Consider the following 16749-nt stretch of genomic DNA (forward strand, 5'->3'; position numbering starts at 1 on the left):
GATGAAGCTGTTGGTCACGGGCGGTGCCGGTTTCATCGGATCGGCGGTGGTGCGGCGGGCCGTCCGCGACGGGCATCAGGTGGTCAATCTTGATGCTCTGACCTATGCCGCCTGCCTTGAGAATGTGGCACCGGTCTCGGGCTCGCCCGATTACACCTTTGTGCGGGCCGACATTTGCGACCGTGCGGCGCTGGACGCGATCTTTACCGAACACAGGCCGGACGCGGTGATGCACCTGGCCGCGGAATCCCATGTGGACCGCTCGATCGACGGGCCGGGCACATTTATCGACACCAACGTGACTGGCACCTATACGCTGCTCGAGGCGGCACGCGCCTATTGGGCTGGGCTGGGCAAACCCGCCAACTTTCGCTTTCATCACATTTCGACCGATGAGGTCTATGGCTCGCTGGGCGCGACCGGGCAGTTCACCGAAGAAACGCCTTATGATCCGCGTTCCCCCTATTCGGCCAGCAAAGCAGCCAGCGACCATCTGGTGCGCGCCTGGCATGAAACCTATGGCCTGCCGGTGGTGCTGAGCAATTGTTCGAACAATTACGGCCCCTATCATTTCCCTGAAAAGCTGATCCCGGTGGTAATCCTGAACGCACTGGCCGGGCAGCCAATCCCGGTCTACGGACAGGGCGAGAACGTGCGCGACTGGCTCTATGTCGAGGATCACGCCGCAGCGCTGCTGCTGGTGGTGCAGCAGGGCCGGGTGGGCCGGTCCTATAATATCGGCGGTGAAAACGAGGCCCGCAACATCGATCTGGTGCAGATGATCTGCGCGATCCTTGACGCTAAACGCCCCAAAACTGTGCCTTATGCGGAGCAGATCACCTTTGTCACCGACCGCCCCGGCCATGATCTGCGCTATGCCATCGACGCTACCCGCATCCGTGAAGAACTGGGCTGGAGGCCCTCAGTGACGTTGGAGGAAGGGCTGGAGCGCACAGTGCAATGGTATCTCGACAACGAAGGCTGGTGGCGGGCCCTGCAAAACCGGGATGGCGTGGGGGAACGGCTGGGGGTGAAGGCATGATCCGCTTGCTTCATCTGGCCGGAAATATCCCCGCCGGAGGCATAAAAAACCGATTTTTCCCAGAAAAATCGCGCCTCCGGCGGGAGTATTTGGAAAAGGATGAAGATGGGGAGCAGCGCCTATGACCGTTCTTGTGTTCGGGCAAACCGGGCAGGTGGCGCGCGAACTGGCACGGTATCCGCATGTACAATGTCTGAATCGGACGGCAGCGGATCTCAGCACGCAGGGCGCATGTGCTGCAGCCATCCGCGCGGCGCAGCCACATGCGGTCATCAATGCCGCCGCCTATACCGCAGTGGACCGGGCCGACGAGGAAGAGGCGCTGGCCATGGCCATCAACGGGGCCGCGCCGGGTGAAATGGCACGGGAATGCGCCACCTTGGGGATTCCCATTGTCTCGATTTCGACCGATTACGTGTTTTCCGGGACGGGCGAGGCCCCATGGACGCCCGGCGACACAACCGAACCACTGGGCGCTTACGGGCGTACCAAGTTGGCAGGCGAACAGGCCATCACTGCAGCGGGGGGTGTGGCGGCCATCTTGCGCACTTCATGGGTGGTATCCGTCCATGGGGCAAATTTCGTCAAGACCATGCTGCGGCTCGGGCGGGAACGGGACCGTCTGACCGTCGTCACCGATCAGATCGGGGGGCCGACGTCAGCCCGCGCCATCGCCGCAGCCTGTCTAGAGATGGCTAGGCAACTCGGCACCGATCCGGGCAAGGCGGGGACCTATCATTTTGCGGGCACTCCGGATGTCAGCTGGGCCGGTTTCGCGCGCGAAATTTTCGCGCAGGCCAGGATCACCTGCGATGTCGTGGATATTCCCAGCGCCGATTATCCGACGCCTGCGCAACGCCCGCTCAATTCCCGCCTCGATTGCACCTCACTGACGGCCACATTCGGCATTACACGTCCGGACTGGAAAACAGGTTTAAAAGATATTCTGACTGAATTGGGAGAGATCGGGTGAGCACACGCAAGGGGATCATACTGGCCGGCGGCAGCGGCACGCGGCTTTATCCGATCACCATGGCCGTCAGCAAGCAACTGCTGCCGCTTTATGACAAGCCGATGATCTATTACCCGCTCAGTGTTCTGATGCTGGCGGGTATTCGCGATATCTGCGTCATCACCACGCCGCAGGATCAGGATCAATTCAAACGCACGCTGGGGGACGGCAGCCAGTGGGGGGTGCGGCTGACCTACGTTATACAGCCCAGCCCGGACGGGTTGGCGCAGGCCTATCTGCTGGCCGAGGATTTTCTGGATGGCGGTCCCAGCGCGCTGGTGCTGGGCGACAACATCTTTTTTGGCCACGGTCTGCCGGAATTACTGGCGGCTGCGGATGCGCGGGGCGGCGGCACCGTGTTCGGCTATCACGTGGCCGATCCCGAGCGCTATGGGGTGGTGGATTTCGACGATCAGGGCCACGCGAAAGAAATCATCGAAAAGCCTGCGCAACCGCCGTCGAATTATGCCGTGACGGGCCTCTATTTCCTCGACGGCACCGCTCCGGCGCGGGCGCGAAAAATCACGCCTTCGGCCCGGGGTGAGCTTGAGATCACCGATCTGCTGCAGATGTATCTGGACGCGGGCAGCCTGCAGGTCGAAACCATGGGGCGCGGCTATGCCTGGCTGGATACCGGCACCCATGCGTCCCTGCTGGATGCGGGCAACTTCGTGCGCACGCTCGAAGAACGGCAGGGCCTGCAGGCCGGGTGCCCCGAAGAGATCGCCTGGCGGCAGGGCTGGATCAGCGATCAGGCGCTGCAAAACCGGGCCGATATGTTTTCAAAGAACACCTATGGTGCCTATCTGGAAAGGCTTTTGAAATGAAGATTTTGCTCGTCCATCAAAACATGCCGGGCCAGTACCGCGAATTGATCCAATGGCTGGCCGCCCAGGGCGGGCATGAGCTAGTCTTTCTGACCCAGCGCAACCCGGCACCTCAGATCGCTGGCGTGAAATCCGTTGTCTACACACCGCACCACACCCCGGCCAATGACGCCTACGGCCTGTCCAAGGTTTGGGAAGAGGCCACCGGCGCCGGGTTCGGTGCGGCCATGGCAGCGCGGCAGCTTGAGCGTCAGGAAGGGTTCAAACCGGATCTGGTGCTGGGTCATACCGGCTGGGGCGAGCTTTTGTTCTTCAAGGAAATCTGGCCCGATGTTCCGATCCTGGGGTTCTTCGAATATTTTTACCTGCGCAGCGGCGGGATGGTCGGGTTCGACCCCGAAGAGCCTGTTTCAGAGCATACACCCTTCCTGTTGCATGCGCGCAATGCGGTGCCCTTTGCCAATATCCAGACAGTGGATCTGGGTCATGTGCCCACCGAATGGCAGAAAAACACCTTTCCCAACAGCTTCCATGACAAGTTCTACACCTGCCATGACGGCATCCGCACCGATCTGCTGGGCCCCGACCCGCAGGTCAGCCTGTCGCTGGGTCGGTTGGGACGTTCCCTCTCGCGTGAAGATGAGGTCTTTACCTATATGGCGCGCAACATGGAGCGCGCCCGGGGCTTCCATATCTTCATGCGGGCCTTGCCGAAAATCCTGGAGGCGCGGCCCAATGCGCGGGTGATCATCATCGGCGGCGACGATATCTCTTACGGCAAGAAAAGCGGCCATCCCGGCGGGTTCCGCGGCGAGATGGAAGCCGAAGTCGGCCATCTGCTGGATTGGGACCGGGTCCATTTCGTCGGCAAGGTGCCCTATTCCAACTATTGCCAGATCGTTCAGCTCAGCCGCTGCCACGTCGCGCTGACCATGCCTTTCGTGATGTCATGGTCGCTGCTCGAGACGATGGCGATGCAGGCCACAGTAGTATCCTCCGATGTGGCCCCGGTGCGCGAGGCAATCACCCATGGCGAAACCGGACTACTGGTGGATTTTTTCGACCACGGCGCACTGGCCGATCAGGTGATCGACGTGCTGGCCAACCCGGATGCCTACGCCCATATAGGCCCGGAGGCACGGGCGCATGTCGTCGGGAAATACGACTTCCTGACCCGTTGCCTACCCGAACACATCGCCCGCATGAACAGCCTGGTGCCCGAAGCAGCACGGATCGCGATGCCGGGCTGACACGTTGCAGGTTAATTCCCGATATTACTGGTCGCGTTGAACACGCCGACGAAGTTACCGATGATGTTGGATACGGTTACAACGTCATTGATCGGCGATTCCGTTGCGATCACCAGATCGTCGGGATTGATCTGGAACTTGCGGGCGGAAAACAGCCCGTCGGCGCTGGTCAAATCCACCGAGAACACCACCCGCGTCTGCCGCGGCCCGCGAGTACCGGCCCGCATCGCCGATCCGGGATATTCGCGCAGGATCAGCAGCCCTTTGGGGTCTGCCTTGTTATCCTGCAACCCGCCCATGATCGAAACCGCGTCCATCGCCGAGACCTGATCTTTGGGAAAGATATGCAGAGATTCCTCACCCGTGGCGCCGAAGGACAGGAAATAGCGTTCATCCTCTTCGACAAACACACGGTCGCCCCCGCGCAGCAACGTATCAAGCCCGGGGTTGTTCAGCAGCCGATCCACCGAGGTGCCATAGATGGCTCCGCCGCGCACCAGCCGAATCTGCGGGTTGTTGAGGGTCGAGCTGATGCCGCCACCCGCGGAAATAAGCCCCATCACCGTAAAGTTGCGGTCGGGCATGGGGTAGATGCCCGGCTGGGCCACGCCGCTGACCAGATCGACCGAGTTGTTGCGCCCTTCGGTCATATCCAACTGCAGCTGCGCCGAAGGGATGATCGCCTCGAGCGCGCCCTGCAGTTCTTCGCGGGCAAGGTCCGGGGTCAGGCCGATGACGCTGACATTGCCGACATAGGGCATGAAGATCGTGCCGTTCGAGGCCACGGTGACATCCTGCAACTGCACCAGCTTTTGCTCGATCGAGGTGAGCAGCGAATTCTCACTGCTGTCCCAGATCCGCAATGTCAGCTTGTCGCCGGGCTGAATGATCTGGGTCTTCGCGCCCTGGCTGGCACCGATCCAGCGCAGATTTTCCTGCGTGCCGGTGGGCGGCCATTGCGCGGCAGTGGGCAGAAAGGCGCGGTTGACCGAATACAGGGCAAAGCCGGGACCTTCGGCACTGGCCTGGTCCAGGATCTCCTCGCTGACCGGGGCACCGCCGGGAAGACGCCCGCGGGCACAGGAAGTTGTCACCAGCGCAAGGCTGATCAGCACCAGAATATGGATCTTGAAGCGCATGTTCGACTGCTCGATTTGGCGAAACGCCTTGTGATTATTTTTGCGGCTAAGATACTGACCCCTGAAAAAGGGTCAACATGAACAGAGATTTCCATGCAATTTCCTGAGGTTTTGGTCCTTGGCGCAACAGGTCGGATCGGGCGCGTATTGCGGCAATGCTGGTCTGCGGACCAAGCCCGCTGGCAAACCCGGCATCCGATACCCGGACCGGGCTGGTTTCATTTCGATCCGCTGAATGATCCGAGGGCGCTGATCCGCGCCGCACAAGAGTGTGGCACGGTCCTATGCCTGGCCGGTGTCACCAGCGCCCGCGCCGCAACCGGGGATGATCTGAATGACAATCTGACACTGGCCCGCGCGGCAATCCGGGCCGGGGCCGAGACCGGAGCGCGGGTATTGCTGGCCTCGTCAGCAGCGGTGTATGGGACGACCCCCGGGCTTCTGGAGGAAAGCCGCACCCTTGCACCGGTATCGGATTACGGTCGTGTCAAAGCAGCGATGGAGGCCGAGGGCGCAGAGTTGGGCGCGCAACTGGGGGCGAGAGTGACATCGTTGAGGATCGGCAATATCGCCGGACTCGACGCCATACTGGGCGGCTGGCGACCGAGCTTTATGCTGGATCGGTTTGCCGATGGCAGGACGCCCCTGCGCAGCTATATCGGACCGGTGTCGCTGGCCCGCGTGTTGGCCACACTGTGCATCGCGCCGGATCTGCCTGACGTGCTGAACATTGCCGCCCCCACCCCGATCGAAATGGGCGCTCTGCTGGATGCCGCCGGGCTGGAATGGGCTGCGCGCCCGGCTCCCGAAGACGCGATCCCGCAAGTTCATCTGTCAGCCGAGCGACTGTTGCGTTTGTGCCCCCCCGCCCCTGCCGCTCCGAAGGATATGGTGGCAGAGTGGTACGGTCTGAAACCACGTGTGACACAGGAGAGCCACCACGCATGACCTGGCGCAAACGCATATTCGATCTGTTTTTCGTCAGCCTGCTGATCGTAATCCTGGGGCCGTTCCTGCTGACGCTGACGCTGTGGGTCCTGTGGCGCGAAGGGCGACCGGTGTTTTACGTGGCCGAGCGGATGAAGGGCGTGGATAAGCCATTCAACCTATGGAAGCTGCGCACCATGACGGTGGTGGACACCGATAGCGGGGTGTCGGGTGGCGACAAGACGGCACGTATAACCCAATCCGGCGCCTGGCTGCGGGAAAAACGATTGGATGAGCTTCCGCAACTCTGGAACATCCTGAAGGGCGATCTGAGTTTTGTCGGCCCGCGCCCACCTCTGCGCGAATATGTCGAACGCTGTCCCGATCTTTACGCGCAGGTGCTGAAATCACGCCCCGGCGTCACCGGTCTTGCCACAATCGTTTATCACCGGCACGAAGCCGCGCTGTTGGCACGCTGCACCACACCCGAAGAAACCGACGCAGTTTACACCCGCTGCTGCGTTCCGACCAAGGCGCGGCTCGACCTGATCTATCAGCGTCACCAGAACATGTGCTACGATTTCACGCTGGTGTTTGAGACGATCGGCAATCTGTTTCGCCGCTGAATCGGATCGTGCTACTGAACGCGTGAAAGAGAAACATGCTCGGATTTAGTGCACTACACACTAATCCGATGCCCAAATCGCATACCGATTTATTAAGTTTCATTAAATTTCACCGTTTGGCCCCCAAACGGCGTTGATCATTAACTAAGCCTTTACCAGTATGAACGCAAAAGATGCAAAACAGCGGTCAAAGTCATTTTTGGGAATTGAAGATGGCACGCAAGATGGCCACGGGCAGGCATCCGATGATCCTGGAAAAGGGCGGCCATTCCTCGGGGTCAATGCAACGGGGTTCAGCATTGCCACCCTGCAGGCAATTATTTGCCCGCTTGGATTCATTGAAGAATTCCTTTTGGGAGATAGCTGACCTTGCGTTAGTGTTTCCTGACGAGTACCCCGCCGGGAGATCCGAAAACGGGCACCGACGGGGCATCTCATGACGCTGGTTGAGCAGACAGCCGGGGATTGTGGGATATCCTGCGAGGGACACGAATAATGTTGAATTTGATTAATTCTCTAAGCCGGAAACAAAAGGCGTGGATTTTTTTATCCATTGATCTGGGGCTGATCCTGCTCGCCGTACTGGCAACCTATGCCTTGCAACCTATTCCCGAAACAATTGACATCACCTCGGATCAGATCATTCCGGTTCTGCTTTGTCTGATATTCGCGTCGGCCTTCATCGCGCGACGACTGGGGCTGCCCAACATCAAGCTCAAATCTTACGAAAGAAACGCCGTCGGTCTGACCGCGATCTACGCGGCGGCAGTGGCCGGTTTGTCTGTGGCCTTGACCCGGGTTTCCGGGCTGAGCCTGCCACTGGGGACCTACATCGTTTTTGGCATCATCTATTTCCTGATGACTGCGGGCATCCGTACCCTGTTATTTCATATTGTCAGCGCCATCTATCAAAGCGGCCAGCCAAGCTGCCGGGTGTTGATATATGGCGCCGGGCCCACCGGCATGCAGCTGGTTCAGGCCCTGCGTGCCCATGACAGCATCACCCCTGTCGCCTTTGTCGACGACAAGACCTCTTTGCAGGGGGTGTTAATGACAGGTCTGCCCGTGCTCTCGCCCAACAAAATCGCCGAGTTGGTGGAGCAGCGCAACATCCACCGGGTTCTGCTGGCGATGCCATCGCTCAGCCAGCCGAAACAGGCCCAGATCGCCCGTCGATTGCAAAAGATGGGGCTTGAAGTACAGGCGCTGCCCTCTTTCGCGCAGTTGATCGGTAAGGAGGAACTGGTCGACAAGCTTACCCCTATCGCGCCAAAGGCCTTTCTTGGCCGCGCCGCCCGCGACATGGAGATGGCCAGGGCCTGCGGCAGTTATACCGGACGTTCAATTCTGGTGTCGGGCGCCGGGGGATCGATCGGGTCGGAACTTTGCCGCCAACTGCTGACCTGCCGCCCCAATCGGCTGGTGCTATATGAGTTGAGCGAACTGGCGCTTTATACCATCCATCAGGAGCTGATGCAGCTGAACGAAGGATCGGACACCGAGATTATTCCGATATTGGGATCGGTGACCAACCCGCAGCAGGTCAACCGAACGCTGATCAATCATGAGGTGCAGGTGGTGCTGCACGCGGCGGCCTACAAGCATGTCCCCCTGGTCGAAATGAACCCGTTGCCGGGGCTGGCCAACAATGTTCTGGGAACCCAGACTCTGGCGCAAGAAGCGGCCCGGGCCGGAGTCGAACGTTTCATCCTTATCTCATCGGACAAGGCGGTGCGCCCGGCCAATGTGATGGGGGCCTCAAAACGTCTGGCCGAGCTGGTCGTACAGGATCTGGCCACCCGCAGCACGGAAACGGTTTTCACCATGGTCCGGTTCGGCAACGTGCTGGGGTCGAGCGGCTCGGTGATCCCGCTGTTTCAGGATCAGGTCAGCCGGGGTGGCCCGGTCACCGTCACCGACCCGAATGTGAAACGCTATTTCATGACCACCCAGGAAGCGGCGCAACTGGTGTTGCAGGCCGGGGCCGAAGCCTGCGGCGGTGAGGTTTTCGTGCTGGATATGGGTGAACCGGTGCCAATCATGCAACTGGCCCGGCAGGTGATAGCCAGCGCTGGTTACACAGTACGCGACTCGGACACACCCGACGGCGATATCGAGATCGAGGTGATCGGCCTGCGCCCGGGCGAAAAGATCGAGGAAGAGCTGACCCTGTCGAAGGATCTGACCGGCACCCGGCATCCCAAGATTTTCTGTGCCCGCGAGGAGGCCCTGTCAGAAATCGAGATTGCCGGCGCGCTGCGTACCTTGCGCGAGGCCATCTCGGGCGGCGACGAAGCGGCAGCCCATGCTCTGATCCTGCACTGCGTTGAAGTCGGTCGCACGGTAGCACCGGAATTGAAAACCTCCTGAACCGACGCGACAGACCTGAAAACAAACGCGGGGAATTGGAATTATTGTGTCCAAAAAATTAACGGTCACATGTTCTTTCGGTGCAGGTATGACCCGAAAAGCACAATCGCCGACCAGAGCAACTCCATATGGAGTGTGGCCTGGTGGCCTGCCCTCAATATACTGATCGTCCGCAAGACCCCTCAGGCGCCGCCGCAATCCGATGGTGACGGGTCGCCCCCCGAAAGGCTAATCTTTATGGACGATTCACTTGATTACATTCACCTATCTTTGACACATGATATTTTTTGGACCGCAGGGTCAGTGCTCCACTGCGATACGGACGGGATACAGACTGAATTGCCGGGGGGGGCGGACGGAAATGGAGATTTTGAATGCGGAAGTCTGAACGCACGGCCGGACAAGCCGAGTTGCGCGATATACGCCGCAAGAACCAGGGGCTGCTTTGGGCGGCCGGAATATTCAGCATTTTCGTCAACATGCTGATGCTGACCGGCCCACTTTTCATGTTGCAAATCTATGACCGGGTTCTGGGCAGCCGGTCCGAAGAAACGCTGCTAGCACTATTCGTGTTGATGGCCTTTCTGTTTTTGGCCATGGGGGTGCTGGACTGGGCCCGCGGGCGGGTGTTGGCGCGCATGGGCGCGCGTTTCCAGGCCCAGCTCGACCGGCGGGTGTTCAGCGCGATGCTAATGAAAGCGTCACTGCAACAGGATACCAAGCAATCAGACAATCAGCTCAAGGACCTCGAAGCTGTCCAGCGGTTCTATGCCTCTCCGACCTTTGCCGCCCTGTTCGACATTCCGTGGACCCCGATTTTCCTGCTGGGCATCACGATTTTTCACCCCTGGCTGGGCGCGTTGGCGGTTACCGGCGGCAGTCTGCTGATCCTGATCACGGTGCTGAACCAGCTGACCACAAAAAACGCAGTGATGCAGTCGACCGCGGCCACCTACAGCGCCGACCGCATGGCCGAGCACCTGCACAGCGAAGCCGAGCATATTCGCAGTCTGGGCATGCAGGAGAGCTCGTTCGAACGCTGGCACAAGGCCCGCGGCAAAGCTCTGGAGCAAAGCGTGCATGCCAACGATCTGGGCGGCAGCTTTTCGGTGGCGACCAAGACCTTCCGGCTGTTTCTGCAATCGGCGATGCTGGCGCTTGGCGCCTATCTGGTGCTGTATGGTGAACTGACACCGGGTGCGATGATCGCCGGCTCGATCCTGCTGGGCCGAGCGCTGGCGCCGGTCGATCTGGTGGTGGGCCAGTGGACCATGGTTCAGCGCGCCCGGCGCGGTTGGGACAATCTGATCGAACTGCTGTCCGAAGTGCAGCCCGAAGTGCCCCGTGTTCAACTGCCAAAACCCAAGGCAAAACTGGACGTGGAGCAGCTCATTGTGGTGCCGCCGAATTCGCGGCAGGCGTCGCTGCGGATGGTGAGTTTCAACGTAGAACCCGGACAGGCCATTGGCGTGATCGGGTCGAGCGGATCGGGTAAATCGACCCTGGCCCGCGCCCTGACCCGGGTGTGGCTCCCGGCGGGTGGCAAGATCCGTCTGGATGGTGCTCCGCTGGAACAATATGAAGCCGAAAAACTAGCACAATATATTGGCTACCTGCCGCAGCGGGTGCAGCTATTCGATGGCTCCATCGCCGAAAATATCGCCCGCCTCAGCACCCAGCCGGATCACGCCAAGGTCATCGAAGCCGCCAAAAAGGCAGCCGCGCATGACATGATCCTGAAGCTGCCCGATGGCTATGACACACAGGTCAGCGTGATGGGCGGGCAGCTCAGCGGTGGCCAGATTCAACGCATCGGCCTGGCGCGTGCCATGTACGGGGACCCGGTGATCCTGGTGCTGGATGAGCCGAACTCGAACCTCGACAACGAAGGCTCGAATGCGCTGAATAGCGCGATCCGGCAGATGAAACAGGCCGGGAATGCGGTGTTGATCATGGCGCATCGCCCGGCAGCCATCAAGGAATGTGACATGTTGCTGATGCTTGAAAACGGCGGACGCAAGGCCTGGGGCACGCGCGAGGGCGTTCTGGCCGAGGTGGTCAAGAACCACGCTGAAATCCGCAAGGCGGCCAACAATCCAGTCGGTGTATCATGAGTGAAGACCCAAAACGCGCCTTCTCGGCCACCCGCCCCCTGATCGTGGGAGTGGCAATGATGGCCCTTCTGATCGGCGGCTTCGGTGCCTGGGGGGTGATGGCCAACATTGCAGGGGCTGTGGTGGCAACGGGCCGGATCGTCGTCGACAAGAACCGGCAGGTGGTCCAGCACCCCGACGGTGGCGTGGTCGAGGCGGTCCTGATCGAAGAAGGCGACACCGTCGCCGAGGATGACATCCTGGTAAAGCTCGACCCCACGCTGCTGCAATCGGAACTGACGATCGTTGAAGGACAGCTGTTTGAACTGATCGCCCGGCGCGGGAGGCTTGAGGCCGAGCGCGACGGTCTGGACGAGGTCCGCTTCGATCCCATGTTGCTGGAAAATGTGAAACAGCGCCCCGAGATTGCCACTGTGGCCGCCGGGCAGGTACGGCTGTTCAAAGCGCGCAACGACACCCAAGCCAAGGAAGTTGAACAGTTGCGGGCCCAGCGGGTCCAGCTGAACAATCAGGTCGAGGGGATCAATGCTCAGATGGATGCGCTGTACCGCCAACAAACGCTGCTTGAAAGCGAACTGATCAGCCAGGAGGCCCTGCTGGAAAAAGGGTTGGCGCAGGCCTCGCGAGTACTCAGCCTACAACGGGAAGATGCCCGCCTGGCCGGGACGCTCGGCAATCTTGTGGCACAGCGTGCCCAGACCCTGGAGCGCATCTCCGAGCTGGAGATCGAAGAGTTGCAGATCCATACGGCCCGCCGCGAAGGGGCCATCACCCGCCTGCGCGATCTGCAGTTCAACGAACTGGAACTGGCCGAACAGCGCCGTTCGCTGATCGAGCGGCTGGAACGGCTGGACATCCGCGCACCGATTGCCGGGGTTGTCTATGACCTGCGTGTCTTTGGTCGCCGGTCGGTCATCCGACCGGCCGATCCGGTCCTGTACCTGGTGTCACAGGACCGGCCTTTGATCATCGAGGCGCGGATTGACCCAATTCACGTGGATCAGGTCTATAACGGCCAGAACGTGGTAATGCAGATTTCCGCCTTCGACACGCGCAGCACACCGGATCTTTATGGCTCGGTCACCCAGGTTTCGCCCGATGCCTTCGTGGACGACCAGACCGGCACCTCGTGGTATCGTGTCGAACTCGAACTGCCGGAGGAAGAGCTTGACAAGTTGGGCGAAGGTCAGATTTTGATCCCGGGGATGCCGGTCACCGCGTTCATCCGCACGCAGGACCGGACGCCGCTGGCCTATCTGCTGACGCCGCTGACAACTTATTTCGACAGGGCGTTCAGAGACAGCTGAGACGCGCTCCGGGATACACCCTTGCTTGCCAAAGCTGAGGATGGTGAGGCGCACAAACGCAAGCATCGAAGGCAATTGGCTTGGCATAAGGTGACTCTAACTGAGCAGAGTCTGGGGCACATCATAAGACAAACGTGTTCCGGCAAGCCCCTTGCGATTAGCATTACCCTTCAAACAAGGAAGCATACCGCGTACCGGAAAACGCCTCTGACAATTCAGCATAATTCTCGATCACTTCAGCCTTAGGACGTCTGTTCTGCTTCGACAAACTTGAGTGTACAGGCGAAACTGGTATTTCGAGAAACCGAAAAAGGTGCCCCATCTCCTCTTCGGTGTCAGACACGAGCTCTTCGTAAGTCATCTGCAATATCCGCTGCGCAGGAAATACTTCAGCAATCCGTCTCTCCCATTCTTCCAGCCACGCAAACCGACCGCGAACCCAGTCAACGGGCAGAACAACGGTTCTATCACCATAGGAGCCCCCGACCCATTCCCCCGTTTCATATGCCAGACGACTAGAGATCAGGACGGCCAGTTTGTCCTTGCGGCTCAAATGGATAATTCGAATATCTGCGTTCGAAAGCAAATGACTGATTAATGCGCCGGTGCCCGGAACACCAAATTTCTCACCGTAGTCGTTCTCGAGGTGCCTATAGAGTAGTTTAACACCGGTAAGCCTCTCGGTCGTCATGCGGCTCAAGCGGCGGTCGAGATACGCGTTAGGACCTATCTTGTTAATACGGCGGCGTACGGCCATGCTTTGCAGTTGGAACTCACCAAGTATCTCACCGTGCTGAATGTTATTGGGAGTGGCCTTAAGTAATGAAACAAGAAGGTTAGATCCTGACCGCCCAGAAGAAATAATGACATATTTTTTGAGGTCTGGCAGAAAAATTTCTGAAACTCTTCCTGCGACTGCATGCAGGCAATCTTTGATAAGTGCCGAACTTGCTGGGTTCATCGTCTCTAAATCAATAAATCCTGTTTTTAAGCGAGGTACCTGATAGCTTTCCTAGAAACTCCGAGTGAGTTCATCACTAGCTCAATCCCATTTATTTACTTCTCCGCAGTAAACGCAAAAGGATCACACCTTAATATCGTTCATCCAACACTCCCAAATAGAATACCTTATACTGCCGCCGTCTCACACACCAATCAAGCTTATACACACAAGGTACTTTGAATTGTTCTGCCACCAATGTACTAGTCCCCATACTCTCAGCCATTGTCAAAGATCCGCTTTTTTGGAGTGCCCCATTTGATTTGGACCACCGTTATGTTTGAGAAACGGAGGACCGAGAATGTCGAACTCGAACTGCCGGAGGAAGAGCTTGACAAGTTGGGCGAAGGTCAGATTTTGATTCCGGGGATGCCGGTCACCGCGTTCATCCGCACGCAGGACCGGACGCCGCTGGCCTATCTGCTGACGCCGCTGACAACTTATTTTGACAGGGCGTTCCGGGATAGCTGAGCCTAAAGCACGAATCCGCCTTTACGGGTAATACCCGGGACATTGAGCATTCCTGTCGACCAGATCGACCTAGCGCAAACGCCTAAATTTTGCCTTGTTTTTCAATCAACATGACGTGAGCGGCACCCTTGCCCGGCTTGCCGGGCGGGTTCTGACCGTGGTACATGCGGAATACGCACGGGTTCCAACCGTCAGGCGTATTATCCTGCTCTCGGGGGGCGGGTCCTGGGGCCTCAAGGCGCAAGACGCCTCGAGGTTCCCGCAATAAAGACAATATGCCCGCATTGTTTCCAGCCCATCTCCGGTGATTGCCCCCAAATGGGGGTAGCGTTGCGTCTCTCTTAAATGGCTCAGTTGTACAGTGCTTGGCGGTTTTATGCCGCCATGCTTTTTGCACTCGGGCCGGATTGCCCGGCTCGAATTTGTTCAAGTGATCATTTTTACCGGGGGTAAATATGTCTGATAAACTTTCAAAAGCATGGGATGCATTGCCTGGCGGAGTCCTAATTGGCACGCCGCAATCGGATAATCTCAACCTTAAACTCGCTGATAATGCCGGCATCAACAAAGCCAAAGGTCTTGGTGATAACGACTATATTCTTGGCAACGACAACGCCAACGTATTGCTCGGCAATGAAGGCGACGACTATGTGCGCGGCGAACTCGGCGACGACACAATAGGCGGCGGCTGGGGCGACGACGTGATGCTCGGTGACGGCGCAGTACTGGATATCATTGCCGGCGACGACTGCCTGTTCGGTGAAGCCGGAAACGACGTGGGCGCCGGTAACGGCGGTAACGACCTGCTGAACGGTGGTATCGGCGACGACCTGTTGATGGGCAATGCCGGAAAAGACACCCTCGTCGGGGGTACCGGCAACGATTGCCTGATCGGCGGATCGGGTAACGACGATATGTATGGCGGGCTGGGCAATGATCTGATGATCGGCCAGTCGGGCAATGACCTCATGTACGGCGGATCCGGCGAAGATCACATGTCGGGCGGCGAAGGCGATGACGCCATGTATGGCGGCGACGACAACGACGTGATGGCCGGTAATGCGGGCATGGATGCGCTCAATGGCGGTGCCGGCGAGGACACCATGTGGGGTGGCTCCGGTAAGGACGCTCTGCGCGGCGGCGATGACAACGACTGGATGTCGGGCGGCGAGGACGACGACTTCCTGGCTGGTCAACGCGGTCACGATGAAGTCTATGGCGACGGCGGCAATGACGTCATTCGCGGCAACGGCGGCGACGACTCGCTTGACGGCGGCTGGGGCGACGACAACATCCAGGGTAATGACAACGAAGATTGCATCGACGGTGGCTTCGGCAATGACCTTATCTGGGGTGACAATGCCAACGGTGACGCGGCAGTCGGCCCGGCGTCTGACAAAATCGACGGCGGCTGGGGCAACGACACCATCTACGGCGGCGAAGACGGCGACCACATCAACGGCGGCTACGGCGATGATGACATCAGCGGCGACTCCGGTGCTGACACAATCGACGGCAACGACGGCGACGACCGGATCTGGGGTGGCTCTGGCCGCGATCACATTCACGGAAGTGAAGGTGAAGACAACATCGGCGGCGGCGGCGGCGCTGACCTGGCCGATGGTGGCTCGGGCGATGACCGGATGCGCGGTGGCGGCGGTGCTGACACGCTGTGCGGTGGTGAAGACGAAGACTATGTCGCTGGAGATGGCGGTAATGACGTCCTGTTCGGCGATGACGACGACGTGTTCTTCAACGTAGGTAACCAAGAGGGATCAACCGACGAACTGTTCGGCGGAAAAGGCAACGACCTCTTGTTTGGTGGCGGCGGCGACGACCGCGACATGACCGCGGGTGAAGCTGGCTATCGTCAGGCAGGAAACGACTTCCGCGGCGACACCGTTGATCCGGACGCGCCGTTTGGCGGCCTGCATGGCGGCAGAGGCAACGACACCTTGCTGGGTGGCGATGGCGACGACGCGCTCTTTGGTAACAAGGACGAAGACTGCCTGATCGCTGACCAGGGTGCTGACACCCTGACCGGTGGTGCGGATGGCGACGACTTCGTCTTCGGTTATCAGATTTGCAGTGGCCCAATCGTACTTGCTGCCTATGCAAGCTTTGGCGAAGGCAATGTGGTAACTGACTTCAGCTACATCAACAATGACCGTCTCGTGTTCCATGAAGCCCATGAAGGTTTCCTGGAAGCCATGGTTGTCAATGGCGATGACATTGAGATCAGATCGAACCTGACCGGTGATACGGTTCTGGTCGAAGATCTGTTCTCGGAACTGGGTCTGGATCTCCTGCCTCCGGAAGATGTTCCGGGTGATGAAGGTGAATTCAACGCAGCTCTGCTGGAGTATCTGGAGAAAACAGACTTCGGTGAAGGTAAAGGCGTCATCTACTTTGAAAACAAGTGCATTGGCGTCGAAACCTGCGATCCGGATCGCCCGGATACCGGTTGGGAAGGCACACGTCCGGAATATCCGGCTGGCTACAAGCCGCTTGACGGATTTGCAGGCGACACATTGCCGAACACCACCGTTCCGGATTTTGTCGACCGTTATCTTGATGCAGACGCAAACGTTTCTTCCGGAGGCGGCTACCTGTACTATGACCTTCTGGCAGAAGATGTCATCGTATAACTCCAACGAGAAAGGA

The 16749-nt window shown here is 59.0% G+C and carries 15 protein-coding genes; 13 read left to right on the top strand and 2 right to left on the bottom strand.

The genetic code is table 11. The annotated features are described in order from the left end of the window. Position 1 precedes the first annotated feature (1 nt). From rfbB to ACR0LN_RS20245, 5 genes are read left to right on the top strand one after another with little or no spacing between them, the layout of a single operon-like run. Entirely contained in the window at positions 2 to 1042 is a 1041-nt protein-coding gene (rfbB, locus tag ACR0LN_RS20225; RefSeq protein ID WP_480432206.1) for a dTDP-glucose 4,6-dehydratase, read from the top strand. Further along, entirely contained in the window at positions 1039 to 1167 is a 129-nt protein-coding gene (locus ACR0LN_RS20230) for a hypothetical protein (RefSeq protein ID WP_480432208.1), read from the top strand. The genes rfbB and ACR0LN_RS20230 overlap by 4 nt, the downstream gene beginning before the upstream one ends. After that, on the top strand, positions 1164 to 2015 hold the full coding sequence (rfbD, locus tag ACR0LN_RS20235; protein ID WP_480432210.1) for a dTDP-4-dehydrorhamnose reductase: 852 nt from the start codon (positions 1164 to 1166) through the stop codon (positions 2013 to 2015). Before ACR0LN_RS20230 ends, rfbD begins: the two co-directional genes overlap by 4 nt. Then, positions 2012 to 2881 (top strand): glucose-1-phosphate thymidylyltransferase RfbA, encoded by an 870-nt coding sequence (gene rfbA / locus ACR0LN_RS20240; protein ID WP_480432212.1) that lies wholly within the window; start codon positions 2012 to 2014, stop codon positions 2879 to 2881. The genes rfbD and rfbA overlap by 4 nt, the downstream gene beginning before the upstream one ends. Then, on the top strand, positions 2878 to 4131 hold the full coding sequence (locus ACR0LN_RS20245) for a glycosyltransferase family 4 protein (protein WP_480432214.1): 1254 nt from the start codon (positions 2878 to 2880) through the stop codon (positions 4129 to 4131). Before rfbA ends, ACR0LN_RS20245 begins: the two co-directional genes overlap by 4 nt. A gap of 11 nt (positions 4132 to 4142) precedes the next feature. On the opposite strand, the gene ACR0LN_RS20250 is transcribed toward ACR0LN_RS20245, so the two are convergent. After that, a complete protein-coding gene (locus tag ACR0LN_RS20250; protein WP_480432216.1) occupies positions 4143 to 5270 on the bottom strand; it encodes a polysaccharide biosynthesis/export family protein in 1128 nt (375 codons plus the stop codon). Between the two features lie 93 nt (positions 5271 to 5363). Between ACR0LN_RS20250 and ACR0LN_RS20255 the strand changes: the two genes are divergently transcribed. The 6 genes from ACR0LN_RS20255 (at position 5364) to ACR0LN_RS20280 (ending at position 12614) form a co-directional block, all read left to right on the top strand. Further along, on the top strand, positions 5364 to 6218 hold the full coding sequence (locus ACR0LN_RS20255; RefSeq protein ID WP_480432218.1) for an NAD-dependent epimerase/dehydratase family protein: 855 nt from the start codon (positions 5364 to 5366) through the stop codon (positions 6216 to 6218). After that, positions 6215 to 6823 carry a sugar transferase gene (locus ACR0LN_RS20260; protein ID WP_480432220.1) on the top strand — a complete coding sequence of 203 codons (609 nt, stop codon included), beginning with the start codon at positions 6215 to 6217 and terminating at the stop codon, positions 6821 to 6823. The genes ACR0LN_RS20255 and ACR0LN_RS20260 overlap by 4 nt, the downstream gene beginning before the upstream one ends. A 160-nt stretch (positions 6824 to 6983) precedes the next feature. Beyond that, positions 6984 to 7190: a hypothetical protein gene (locus ACR0LN_RS20265; protein WP_480432222.1), complete on the top strand. Its 207-nt coding sequence runs from the start codon at positions 6984 to 6986 to the stop codon at positions 7188 to 7190. Positions 7191 to 7318: 128 nt separating this feature from the next. Then, positions 7319 to 9193, top strand: coding sequence for a polysaccharide biosynthesis protein (locus tag ACR0LN_RS20270; protein WP_480432224.1), 1875 nt, complete (start codon positions 7319 to 7321; stop codon positions 9191 to 9193). 374 nt (positions 9194 to 9567) lie between these two features. Further along, positions 9568 to 11307 (top strand): type I secretion system permease/ATPase, encoded by a 1740-nt coding sequence (locus ACR0LN_RS20275; RefSeq protein WP_480432226.1) that lies wholly within the window; start codon positions 9568 to 9570, stop codon positions 11305 to 11307. Continuing rightward, complete coding sequence (locus ACR0LN_RS20280) at positions 11304 to 12614, top strand: HlyD family type I secretion periplasmic adaptor subunit (RefSeq protein WP_480432227.1); 1311 nt, start codon at positions 11304 to 11306, stop codon at positions 12612 to 12614. Before ACR0LN_RS20275 ends, ACR0LN_RS20280 begins: the two co-directional genes overlap by 4 nt. A gap of 163 nt (positions 12615 to 12777) precedes the next feature. Here the strand turns inward: ACR0LN_RS20280 and ACR0LN_RS20285 are convergent, their stop codons facing one another. Continuing rightward, entirely contained in the window at positions 12778 to 13575 is a 798-nt protein-coding gene (locus ACR0LN_RS20285; protein WP_480432229.1) for a Stf0 family sulfotransferase, read from the bottom strand. Positions 13576 to 13890: 315 nt separating this feature from the next. On the opposite strand from ACR0LN_RS20285, the gene ACR0LN_RS20290 reads away from it, so the two are divergent. Both ACR0LN_RS20290 and ACR0LN_RS20295 read left to right on the top strand, forming a co-directional pair. Then, positions 13891 to 14085 carry a hypothetical protein gene (locus ACR0LN_RS20290; protein WP_480432230.1) on the top strand — a complete coding sequence of 65 codons (195 nt, stop codon included), beginning with the start codon at positions 13891 to 13893 and terminating at the stop codon, positions 14083 to 14085. 455 nt (positions 14086 to 14540) lie between these two features. Then, the gene (locus ACR0LN_RS20295; protein WP_480432231.1) at positions 14541 to 16733 is read left to right on the top strand and encodes a calcium-binding protein; all 2193 of its coding nucleotides are present in this window, start codon (positions 14541 to 14543) and stop codon (positions 16731 to 16733) included. Positions 16734 to 16749 lie beyond the last annotated feature (16 nt).

It is taken from the genome of Ruegeria sp. AA6, from assembly GCF_056542865.1.

Bases quoted from the DNA above. Each gene is read 5' to 3' on its own strand.
- rfbB (WP_480432206.1), top strand. From the start codon at position 2: ATGAAGCTGTTGGTCACGGGCGGTGCCGGTTTCATCGGATCGGCGGTG.
- ACR0LN_RS20230 (WP_480432208.1), top strand. From the start codon at position 1,039: ATGATCCGCTTGCTTCATCTGGCCGGAAATATCCCCGCCGGAGGCATA.
- rfbD (WP_480432210.1), top strand. From the start codon at position 1,164: ATGACCGTTCTTGTGTTCGGGCAAACCGGGCAGGTGGCGCGCGAACTG.
- ACR0LN_RS20245 (WP_480432214.1), top strand. From the start codon at position 2,878: ATGAAGATTTTGCTCGTCCATCAAAACATGCCGGGCCAGTACCGCGAA.
- ACR0LN_RS20250 (WP_480432216.1), bottom strand. From the start codon at position 5,270: ATGCGCTTCAAGATCCATATTCTGGTGCTGATCAGCCTTGCGCTGGTG.
- ACR0LN_RS20255 (WP_480432218.1), top strand. From the start codon at position 5,364: ATGCAATTTCCTGAGGTTTTGGTCCTTGGCGCAACAGGTCGGATCGGG.
- ACR0LN_RS20260 (WP_480432220.1), top strand. From the start codon at position 6,215: ATGACCTGGCGCAAACGCATATTCGATCTGTTTTTCGTCAGCCTGCTG.
- ACR0LN_RS20265 (WP_480432222.1), top strand. From the start codon at position 6,984: ATGAACGCAAAAGATGCAAAACAGCGGTCAAAGTCATTTTTGGGAATT.
- ACR0LN_RS20270 (WP_480432224.1), top strand. From the start codon at position 7,319: ATGTTGAATTTGATTAATTCTCTAAGCCGGAAACAAAAGGCGTGGATT.
- ACR0LN_RS20275 (WP_480432226.1), top strand. From the start codon at position 9,568: ATGCGGAAGTCTGAACGCACGGCCGGACAAGCCGAGTTGCGCGATATA.
- ACR0LN_RS20280 (WP_480432227.1), top strand. From the start codon at position 11,304: ATGAGTGAAGACCCAAAACGCGCCTTCTCGGCCACCCGCCCCCTGATC.
- ACR0LN_RS20285 (WP_480432229.1), bottom strand. From the start codon at position 13,575: ATGAACCCAGCAAGTTCGGCACTTATCAAAGATTGCCTGCATGCAGTC.
- ACR0LN_RS20290 (WP_480432230.1), top strand. From the start codon at position 13,891: ATGTTTGAGAAACGGAGGACCGAGAATGTCGAACTCGAACTGCCGGAG.
- ACR0LN_RS20295 (WP_480432231.1), top strand. From the start codon at position 14,541: ATGTCTGATAAACTTTCAAAAGCATGGGATGCATTGCCTGGCGGAGTC.